The following is a 7054-nucleotide window of genomic DNA, read 5'->3' as shown; positions in this document are numbered from 1 at the left end:
CGTCGCCGCCGTGGGTCCGGATCGACGCGGTGATCAACGCGAACACCCGCTCGGAATCAGTCTGACCCAAAACCAAGTCGGCAGTGCCCAATTCACGGAGCCGACCATCGAGAATGTCGAGACCTTCCAGAACGCCGTTGTGCGCAAAGATGCGGTTGTCTTGCAGAAACGGGTGGGTGTTGACGGTCTCGCGCGATCCGGCGGTGGCATAGCGAACGTGTGCGACGAACGTGGTACCGGTCATATCGCGCGCTTCGGTGGCGAAGGTGGCGTCCTGCCACGCAGCGATCGGCTCCTTGTCCACCTGCGGATGCCCTTGGCCGTCGAAGACCCCGATCCCGCTGCCGTCGGGGTTTCTTCGGCTCTGCCGAGCAAGGCTGTCTGGAGCTTCGACCAACCAAAACGTCGCGGTAACAGCGTTTGTGCCGGCGTGAAGTCCGAAGAGCCGGCACATCAGCGGATACCAGACGATGACGTTGATCGCGGCCACACCGACCGACCCCGTTGCCCATTGCACGCACGCACGCTCATATCTCGCACTCCCCTCAGTCTCGCGCTTCGCTGATCTCGTACAGGTTGTTCGCGTAGTGGGAGCGAATGGCTTTCTTGTCGTACTTGCCCACACTAGTGCGGGGAATTTCGTCGACAAACGTCCATCGCTCCGGCAACCACCAGCGAACGACTTTGTCGGCCAGAAACTTCCGCAGCTCGTCGGGTTTGACGTCGGATCCTGCCCGGGCGACGACGACGGCCAGCGGCCGTTCTTGCCAACGTTCATCGGGGACCGCGACGACGGCGGCCTCGACGACGTCGGCGTGCCCGATCAGTGCGTTTTCCAGCTCGACCGACGAAATCCACTCGCCGCCGGACTTGATCACGTCTTTGGATCGGTCGGTCAGCGTGATGAAGCCGCGCTCGTCGACGCGACCAACGTCGCCGGTACGCAGCCAGCCGTTGTCGAACTTGGCCTCGTCATGGCCGCGGTAGTAGGAGCTGGTGATCCACGGGCCGCGGACCTCGACCTCGCCGACGGCCTGGTTGTCGTGGGGCAGCGTCTGACCGTCGTCGTCGACGATCCGCACCTGCACACCGCAGATCGGTTGACCCTGGCTCGCACGATAGGCCCAGTGCTGATCGTCCGGGGTGCCCGGCGGCGGCCAGGCCATGGTCGCGGTCGGCGAGGTTTCCGTCATACCCCACAGCTGGCGGATCTGGACGCCGTGCCGTTCTTCGAACGTGCGCATCAGCGACACCGGCACGGCCGAGCCGCCGCAGGCAACCAGACGCAACGACGACACGTCGTGGCCGGGATTGTGCTCCAGGTAGTGCATGACGTCGTTCCAGATGGTCGGGACCGCGCCGGCGACGGTGGGCCGCAGCTTTCCGATCAGGTCGACCAGCGACTTGGCGTCCAGGTGTCGGTCGGGCAGTACCAGGTCCGCGCCGGCCATCAATGCCCCGTACGGCAAACCCCAGGCATTGGCGTGAAACATCGGCACGATCGGCAACACCGAGTCGCTGGAGCCCAGACCGATGGCATTGGTCGTGCAGATAGCCATGGTGTGCAGATAGTTCGAACGATGGCTGTAGACAACGCCTTTAGGATTTCCGGTCGTCCCGCTGGTGTAACACATTGCCGCTGCGGAGCTTTCGTCGAGTTCAGGCCAGTCGAATTCTGTCGATTCGCCGGTCACCACCTCGGCGTATCGAAGAACGGTCTTACCCGACTTTTCCAGTTCGGAAACGTCGCCATCGCCGACCGCGATCACCGTGTGCACGGTCTCGAGGTCGGCCAATATCGGCGCCAGCTGTGCGACCAGCGACATGTCGACCAGCACTATCTGGTCTTCGGCCTCGTTCGCGACGTAGACGATCTGCTCGGGGAACAGCCGGATGTTGAGGGTATGCAGCACAGCGCCCATCGCCGGCACCGCCAGATACGCCGTCAGATGTTCGGCGTTGTTCCACATGAAGGTGGCGACACGCTGATCGCCGGTGACTCCGAGGCGCCGTAGTGCGTTCGCCAACTGCGCCGCTTGCGTACCGATTTCGGCGTAGGTGCTCGACCGGTAGCCGGTGTCGCTGGCGGTGGTGACCTTCCGGGCGCCGTGGACGGTGCAGGCGTGCTGCAAGATGGTGGTGATCGTCAGCGGGAAGTCGCGCATGGTGCTGTACATCGCTGGACCGCCCTTGGTTTCGCCGGAGGATAACCGGGGCCGGCCCGCCAGGCGCCAGCCCTCAGCGAGATCATTCCACGCGCGATCAATCGCCTCGCGGGCGATCGGGTTGAGCCGGGCTAAGCCAGCGACGGTTCGAGGGTCAGCAGGTCGACGAAGTCCCATGGCTGCAAAGTCGTGGGGCCGTCCTGCGATGGCGGCACCGAGGCGGGGGTGGAGGTCGCTTCGACCGCCAGAACAGTGACCATGCCGGCGTAGTCGCAAACGTACAACCGGTCGCCGACGGGGCTCTCGACCACACATGACGGCTGCGCACCAGTGGCGATACTTCCGATGACATCCATCGTTCGGGTGGACAACACCGTGACGCTGGTGTCGCCGACCAGGTACGCCCGGCTGCCGTCCTGGCTCAGGGTCAGCCGACTCAGGACGCCGGCAGCGTCGCCGATCTTGTAGGTACCCGAGACGGCGCACTTACCGGCGTCGCGGATGTCCACGGCGTCGATCACCGTCCCGAAATCGGGACCGCAACTACCGACGTAGGCAGTGGCACCATCCGGGCCGAGCGCAATATCCCTTATGCTAGAACCGATTTCGATGGTCCTCAGCACCCGGTTACTCTGGGTGTCGACCACCACAAACGCTGCGGCGCTCGCTCCGTTGGCCGCAACATAGAGGTGACGGCCGTCCCGGCTCAGCCGCAGGCACTCCGTGACCGTCTCGGCGGTCGCGATGTTGATCGCCCACTCGTCGCCGTTCGAAGTGTCGAGGACTATGACGTCGGCGCTGTCGGGACCCGTGCGGCCGACGTATACGTAGCGACCAGACGGACTCACGGCCAAGTCGCCGACGCCGTAGGCCAACGGATAGGTCTGGACGACCCGGTTGACGTCGGTGTCGAACGCCAGCACCGAGTCGTAGCTTTCCGAGGCACTGCTGACATAGATGCGGGCCGCCGACTCGTCGGACATGGCAATGGCGAACGGTTCGTCAACGTCGACGACGGTCTGCGTCACGGCGCTACTGTCGAGGTCGACCAGCGAGAAGCTGTCATCGCCGTAGTGGGTGATCGCCAGCAGATCGCCGCGCGGACTGATGGCGAGTCCGCTCACGGCACCCCGGTTTACCGCAATTCGCGCAACGTGGGTGAAACCGGGGGCGGTGATTGGCTTCTCATCCATCCGTTTACTCACACCGATAACATCGCTCACAGTGGTACCAGCCCTTACTCGTTGGTCCGTGGTGGGCGGACATCGGCATCTGGGCGGTCTAACGCCAATGGCGGTCCAATGCTTCCGGGAACCGCAACCCAGATACCTGTGATGGCGCGCTGAGCGCCGCTTCGTGCAGAGTCTAGTTATGGAATTCGGCAGAAAATAGGCAGACGTCATCGAATGTCGCCGATGTCACGCGGTCGCCTCAGAGATCCCTTAAGTATTTCGCGCGAGATTTCTACGACGGCCTTCAAGAGCAAACCCAGCGACCGCTTTCACCTGGGTGTTTTAGCTGCCCGCTAATCGATAACGACGTGGGACGAAATTGTTGTGAGTAAGGGATTCTCAGGCTCAACGCGCCGAAAGCGTCCGAAGTCACAGACTGTTCAAAGACCGATGCGTCGCTTATCCGTCCATGGACACAACCGACCGGTCCGCTGCCGACCGAAGGACAGTCGATCATTGCCGCCGCACGCCCAGGAGCCACGGGAATGCTCGGGATGCTGATGTAGATCTGCCCACATATATTCGGGCGTATGCGCGCCGCTGTCTATACCAGGATCAGCCAAGACGCCACAGGATTGCGCGCCGGTGTGAGTCGCCAGTTAGCGGATTGCGAGGCGCTCGCCGAACGGCTCGGATGGGAAGTCGCCCACCGCTACGGCGACAACGACCTGTCCGCTCCCTCCGGTCCCACCCGTCCCGGCTTCGAGGCCTTGCTAAAGGCGATGGCTGACAACGCGTTCGGCGCGGTGATCTGCTGGCATCCCGACCGGCTCTTCAGATCGGTGAAGGACCTGGAGCGGTTGATCGCGACCGCCAATGTCTGCCAGGTCCAGTTGCGTGCCGTCAACGCTGTGGTTGCGGCCGATCTCGGCCTACCAGATGAACCACCAGCGGTGACCGGCTGCCCTGTGGTGACGCCGGTCTGCGAGCCTGTCGTCAGCGGCTCCGAGGCCGTCGCAGCAGCGTTGCGCAGCAATGACGTCGCCGCCGCGGTGGTCCAAGCGGATGGCGTGGCGCGGACGTGGTTGACTGCGCCCGGCCGGGAGGTCATTGCTGCTGCTTTGACGCCGCGATGGTCGCGGTCGGCGGCCGAAAAGTGCCGTCCGGCTGCGGCAGAGCTGTTCGAGAAGGTCGCCGCAGGTGGGCAGGTCGACGGTGCTGACGTCGGCCGGGCGCTGACCCGGGCGATCCGGTTGGCGTTGTTCGGCGTGGACGACGAGTACGAACTGTGGGCGGCGATCCAGCAGCGCCGAGCAACCAGCGGCGACGACATCGTCGATCGGCTGGCCCGAGCCGCGCCGCAGTGCACCGAGGAAGAGATCTTCTTGTTGCTGGCATCGGTGCACGGCAGTGGTGAGCGCGGCGGTGTAGGCCAGATCAGCGACACTTTCGTGTGGGCATTGCTGCATCTTGCCGCCGATGCTGGGTTGACCGGCAGGCTGCGCGAAAAGCCGCACGATATAATGGTTTTCGTTGAAGAGATTGTGCGTCTGCATTCGACGATCCAGTATCCGATACGGATTGCATTGCGAAACACTCGTATCGGCGATCTCGACCTGTCGGCCGGTGACATGTTCTCCATAGCGGCAGGGGCCGCCAGCCGGGCGGCGGGCAGCGGGGACGACCAGGTCAACCAACGGGCTTGTAAGCATTGGGGGTTCGGCGCGGGTCGACATCGTTGCCGCGCCAACCATCTCGTCCGAGCCGTGCTGCGGGTGCTAGTGGAGGAATGGCTCGCGCAGGTCCACCAGTGCGCGCTACCGGATAATTTTGTGCCGCAATACATCCCGGGGCGGTCGGCGCTGGTGCAGCTACCGTTGACATGGCAGAGCTGAAACCGGCCATTGTCGACGGAGTCGGCGATGGCCGTCACGGTGGCCGCCAACCCGGTCGTCAACGGCCTCGTCAAACCAAGCAGTATTCGATTTTGATCTTCGAGTTCGCGAAGGGCTTTCACACCTTCAGGTGACGACCGCGGGTAACGGTTAATCGTCCAGCGCTCAGGAGTGATGTTGCCCAGGCTGGGAGAAAGCTACGAGGCCGAGCCACAGGCTCGTCGGGAAAGGTTGACGTCGACATTGGTCGCCCTGGCCACGGTCACCGAGAATTGAGTTGTCGGAAAATAACGCTGCAGACTGTGGCTGCCTGGTCAAGCGGGTCGCTGCGCTGGCGATTCTCTTGCCGTCGGGCGAGCGCCACATCGTCGAACGCTTTATCCTTTGGGAGATGAGACAGCCCGCACAGGCCGATCCGCACCGCTACGACAAGGCTCGGCGGGAATCGGCGGCCCCCAGCAGGTGATGAAGCAGCTCGTCGCGCTGGCCGACATCAAGGGCAAGGTTCTCGATCCTGGCGAGGGTCCGGACCACCACGCCGTCTACTTCGCTTCAGACGGCTACTCGGCCGGTGAAGTCGAATCCTCGTCATCGGCATTCGGGCACGCGAAGGACAGCGCCTGGATTGCCGTGGTTTCGGTGGACTTCCATGTGGCGGGCCTGGCCGCCGTCGAGGCGATACTGGCGCGCAATCCCGAAAAATGGGCGGAGATCAACCTCGCCGCACTGCGGTTCGCGTTGATCGGCGAGAGCCGATGCACTCCGCCTCGACTGGTCGACTCTAAGCCGACAAAGCGATGAACGACAACGACGTGCCCGAACCCGACAGCGTGACTTCGCCGCCGTTACATCACAAGCAGAGTCCGTTCTTTGCGGCCGATCGCGCCGCGTACTGGCGCCACCTTCGCGAGCTGGGCCCAGTCGTGAAAATTGACACCGGCGACCCGACACTGCACGGCTACTACCTCACTCGTCGCGATGACGTGCGTGCGGCGCTGCTCGACCCGCAGACTTTTGCTTCGCCACCGAAAACCTTTGCGATCAACCTGTTCGGCGCACCGCTACGTCAAGTGCCGCTCGCGTGCACCACGGCAGCGGATCATTCCCGTTTCAGCCGCGTCTTACATCCGCTCTTCAGCCCGCGAGCGTTGACTCCCTTCGATCCCGAGCTGCGGGCCCGAGCAGGGAAACTGATCGACACCGTCGCTGCCCGGAGGCAGTGTGATGCAGTCAGCGTCGCCGACACCTACGCCTCACAAGCGCTGTTTTTGGTGTGCGGGCTGCCGCCCGAAGACCGGCGAGCGGCCGAGATGGCCCGGGCTGCGGTCATCGGCGACACCACCGGGGCAGCGCAACTCGAACTCATCAAGTGGTTGAACATCAGCTTCGATGCCGGCATGCGAGATCCTGAGCGGCCGCCCGGCATTTTGTGGCCCCTGATGGAACAACTCAGCAGTGAAAAAGATTTCCCGCTCACCAGGGTCGAAGTAGTATCGGTGATCCTTTTGCTGTTTTCTGTCGCAGGCATTGAAATGGTCGCCTCGGCAATCAGTTTCGCGCTGTTGCATCTCGCACGCGACCCGCAACTGCGAGCTCAGCTGCGCGAGGATCCGGCACAGATCCCGATGTTCGCCGAAGAGATCTTCCGACTAGAGCCGCCGGGACCGGGGATTCCCCGCGTGACCACGAAAAAAATCGATGTCGGGGGCGTCGAGATCCCGGCGTTCAGTTCGGTGTGGCTGGCCCTGGAAGCCGCGGGCAGGACACATGGCGGCGACGAGATATCGCGGGGTTCCAACGGTGAGCTCCGGCGTCAGCGTCA

General features: G+C 63.4%; 6 protein-coding genes. 3 read left to right on the top strand and 3 right to left on the bottom strand.

Annotated elements, in window-relative coordinates:
- From AC2VOU_RS01005 to AC2VOU_RS00995, 3 genes are all read right to left on the bottom strand, one after another.
- Positions 1-454, bottom strand: a 454-nt coding sequence (locus AC2VOU_RS01005) for a class II glutamine amidotransferase (protein ID WP_486955672.1), incomplete at its 3' end; no start/stop codon positions are given.
- Positions 455-545: 91 nt separating this feature from the next.
- Entirely contained in the window at positions 546-2177 is a 1632-nt protein-coding gene (locus AC2VOU_RS01000) for a long-chain fatty acid--CoA ligase (protein WP_486955671.1), read from the bottom strand.
- 119 nt (positions 2178-2296) lie between these two features.
- Positions 2297-3358, bottom strand: a complete 1062-nt coding sequence (locus AC2VOU_RS00995) for a YncE family protein (protein ID WP_486955670.1) — start codon at positions 3356-3358, stop codon at positions 2297-2299.
- 569 nt (positions 3359-3927) lie between these two features.
- Between AC2VOU_RS00995 and AC2VOU_RS00990 the strand changes: the two genes are divergently transcribed.
- The 3 genes from AC2VOU_RS00990 to AC2VOU_RS00980 all read left to right on the top strand — a co-directional run.
- Positions 3928-5232, top strand: coding sequence for a recombinase family protein (locus AC2VOU_RS00990; RefSeq protein ID WP_486955669.1), 1305 nt, complete (start codon positions 3928-3930; stop codon positions 5230-5232).
- A 384-nt stretch (positions 5233-5616) separates the two neighbouring features.
- Positions 5617-6033, top strand: a complete 417-nt coding sequence (locus AC2VOU_RS00985; protein WP_486955668.1) for a hypothetical protein — start codon at positions 5617-5619, stop codon at positions 6031-6033.
- On the top strand, positions 6030-7054 hold a 1025-nt coding region (locus AC2VOU_RS00980), incomplete at its 3' end, for a cytochrome P450 (protein ID WP_486955667.1). The genes AC2VOU_RS00985 and AC2VOU_RS00980, both read left to right, overlap by 4 nt.

The sequence above is a fragment of the Mycobacterium sp. TH-M25 genome, from assembly GCF_057473665.1.
Note: the sequence above shows the minus strand (reverse complement) of the source record. Positions and strands in the feature narration are given on the sequence as shown.